Source organism: Chamaesiphon sp. GL140_3_metabinner_50, assembly GCF_025361915.1.
Taxonomy (GTDB): Bacteria; Cyanobacteriota; Cyanobacteriia; order Cyanobacteriales; family Chamaesiphonaceae; genus Chamaesiphon.
In genome coordinates, this window is the sequence record NZ_JANYJC010000042.1 from 1 (window position 1) to 2,969 (window position 2,969).

Here is a 2,969-nt window from a genome sequence, read left to right on the forward strand (position 1 = left end):
TCCCGCGCTCGATCGAAATTCGCATCTAGAATTCGCCAGATAACAGGCTGGATTGAGGCTAAGTTGGTGTCGCTCATAGGGATGGGATGTGGGAGAGTGGGGGACGGGGGGACGGGGGGACGAGGGGACGGGGGGACGGAGAGATATTTATTTACCCTTTACCCTTTCCCCCTAAAGCCTAAAACCTAAAACCTAATACCTAATACCTATTTCTTAGCAACTTGCGCTAAGGCTTTTTCTAAATCGGCTAAAGATGCAGCACCTGTGACGACTTCGCCGTTAATAATAAAAGTAGGCGTACCGTCGATGCCGAGTTTGCGACCGAGTTTAAAGTCTTCGACGATCGCATTATCGGCAATTTTGCGATCGGCATTAAATTTATTAAGATCTAATTTGAGACTGGTTGCAGTTTCGAGGTAAAAGGCTTCACTTAGTTTAGCTTGATTGGTATACAAAGCATCGTGATATTCCCAGAATTTACCTTGTTTATTCGCTGCCCAAGCAGCACGCGCGGCGGGGAGAGCTTCGGGGTGAATTTGGGTGAGAGGAAAGTATTTATAAACTAGGGTGACTTTATCTTTATGTTTTGCCATAAACTGCTTGACACTTTTATCGGCAGTGGCACAATATGGACACTGAAAATCTGAAAATGCCACCATCACAATCTGACGATTGCTAGCTCCAGTTGTGGGCGAATCGCCGATAAGTGATTTGGTGTCTTTGCGCGCCAATGTTATCGCGTCGGCTTGGGCTTTTTGTTCTTTGGCTTGTTGTTCGATCGCATATTTTTGCAAGACTTCTAGCATCACAGCCGGATTGCGGCGGATAACTTCTAGAATTTGTTTTTCTAATTGCGGGTTAACTTTTACCGATTGGTCGATAGCAATTTTAGTCGGTATCTGGGTGGGGGTAGGTTCTAGATCGTTTAATCGATCGATCGCAATTCTCGTTTCTAATGGCTGCGTTGAGGATCGATCTACTTGTCGATCCAGGGTTTGGTTCGGTGTCGATATTGATTCGGCACGGACGGGCAAAGCACCTAAAAATAACGATGATAGTAGCAATGATAAAATCGGAAACCGCCACAAGCTGAGTAAGTAATTCATATTTAGATATCGGGGTAATGTTAATACAATCGAACAGCAAATTCAGAACTATTTGCGATACTTAAACTTCATGTCACCTTTATAACCTGCCAAGGCTGCAATCTCTTTTAAATCTTTAGTACCAGTAAAATACTTACCACGAATTACCCAAGTGGGAAACATTTGGATATTCTTGTCTTTACATAACTGTCGTTGAGAATTTTCCCCATCGGCGGCACATTCGATATATAGTAATTTTGCCGCAGCAGTGGCACCAAATAAAGATTTTTGTTTCTGACAATGAGTACACCAATAAGCACCATAAAACTCGATCTGATTAGCCGCCAAATATTCGACTAGCTGTGTCTCGGCTGTGCCCGAAACCGTCTCTATTTGCGGCTCGGCAGCGGCTAGAGATTTAGGGCTATTACGAAGTGGTTTAGCCGTGTTATTGACGATCGCTTGCCCAGGTAAAATGGCGTTGTCACTGGTGGGGATCGATGGGTTGGCTCGAACTGTAGCCAGGGGAATCGCCATACTCCCAATCGCCAGCGCGATGGATGTCACGATCGTCGATCGAAATGACCGTACTTTTGTCAGCATAAAATAGAATTAAACTACGATGAGCGATTCCATAACATATAAACTATTTGTGGCAATCGCACAAGTTTTACATCGATCGTCAATTCGCACTCACCACCCATCTTTACAGCTCGATGTTTCGATTGACGAGTGCCTGCAAGCCAAGGCTTGTCTAAATCTACTACTTCATTGTTAACGGCTGGTGCTGGCGATAAGTAGCTCGAATGTCAACTTTCTCAATTATCAGCGTTGAAACAATTTATCGTATTTAAATCCCGCACTACCTTTATAGCCAGTCAACTCAGCCAGTTTGGCTAGTTTTTTGACTCCCCCATCTGATAATTTGCCATTAATTTCCCAAGTGGGAAATCCTTTAATACCAGCTTTAGCGCAGAGTTCTGGCTGCGGATTCTTTTTAGCATCAGCAGCACATTCGACATTAGTAACTCGCTCCCAAGCTTGCTTACCAAACAATTGCTTCTGCTCGTAGCAATGAGGGCACCAATAAGCACTATACATCTTGGCTCCTTGCTGTGTCAGATGTGTAGCCAATTCGACTTCCGCAGCACCAGATTTAGATTTAATTTCCCAACCGATCCCCGGTTCGGGAGCCGTAGTCGGAGCCAGTGCAGTAATTTCGGTACCACCACCACCGACCGCAGTATTATAGAGCACTAGCGATACTAGCACCGCGCCCAGAGCCGCTGCCGTACCAGAAAAGAAGAGTTGTCCGACATCTTCCCAGTCGCGTCCAAATATTGTCAGTCCCAGAATTACAAATGTAAATATCGCTGAGGCGATACAGAATGGACAAGCTGCTTTGATGACAAATGCTAGTAAATACATCAAATAACCACTAAATACCGCCATTCCCACGCCAGCTAAGAACAACCCCAGCCAAGTCAGATTGTTGAGCTGATTGTGTGCTGCTTTATTGGTTTTAGGATCGACTAATGTTGGCGCAAATGCCATCACCGCGACAGCGATGTAGCTTAATAACCCCAAACCAGTCAGGGGAAAATTACCAACATTTGCAAAGGGGCTAGCCAGCACGATCTGACAGCCCTCGGAGCCGCATACGCCGTTGTGGCTAAGTTTCACCCATGTCAGGTAAGCAGTGACACAAATGCCTAAAATCGCAGTCGATCCAATCAGCAATCGCGAGTATTGATAAATCCAGGGAACTTGACGACGTTTCATAGGTTAGGTGTTAGGTATTAGGCTTTAGGCTTGAGGATTCGTCTTGCCGATCCGTTCATGCTAATTCACTAACACCTAAGTACCCAATACCTAATACCTAAC

General features: G+C 45.1%; 4 protein-coding genes. 1 reads left to right on the forward strand and 3 read right to left on the reverse strand.

Going from position 1 to position 2,969, the window contains the following annotated elements; all coding sequences use genetic code 11:
* Window positions 1–206: 206 nt before the first annotated feature.
* Together Q0R35_RS02150 and Q0R35_RS02155 are read right to left on the reverse strand one after the other, a co-directional pair.
* The gene (locus tag Q0R35_RS02150) at window positions 207–1,106 is read right to left on the reverse strand and encodes a DsbA family protein (protein ID WP_295614002.1); all 900 of its coding nucleotides are present in this window, start codon (window positions 1,104–1,106) and stop codon (window positions 207–209) included.
* Between the two features lie 48 nt (window positions 1,107–1,154).
* The gene (locus Q0R35_RS02155) at window positions 1,155–1,688 is read right to left on the reverse strand and encodes a hypothetical protein (protein ID WP_295614003.1); all 534 of its coding nucleotides are present in this window, start codon (window positions 1,686–1,688) and stop codon (window positions 1,155–1,157) included.
* A 19-nt stretch (window positions 1,689–1,707) separates the two neighbouring features.
* Between Q0R35_RS02155 and Q0R35_RS02160 the strand changes: the two genes are divergently transcribed.
* Window positions 1,708–1,863 (forward strand): hypothetical protein, encoded by a 156-nt coding sequence (locus tag Q0R35_RS02160; protein ID WP_295614004.1) that lies wholly within the window; start codon window positions 1,708–1,710, stop codon window positions 1,861–1,863.
* A gap of 47 nt (window positions 1,864–1,910) precedes the next feature.
* On the opposite strand, the gene Q0R35_RS02165 is transcribed toward Q0R35_RS02160, so the two are convergent.
* Entirely contained in the window at window positions 1,911–2,867 is a 957-nt protein-coding gene (locus Q0R35_RS02165) for a vitamin K epoxide reductase family protein (RefSeq protein ID WP_295614005.1), read from the reverse strand.
* Window positions 2,868–2,969 lie beyond the last annotated feature (102 nt).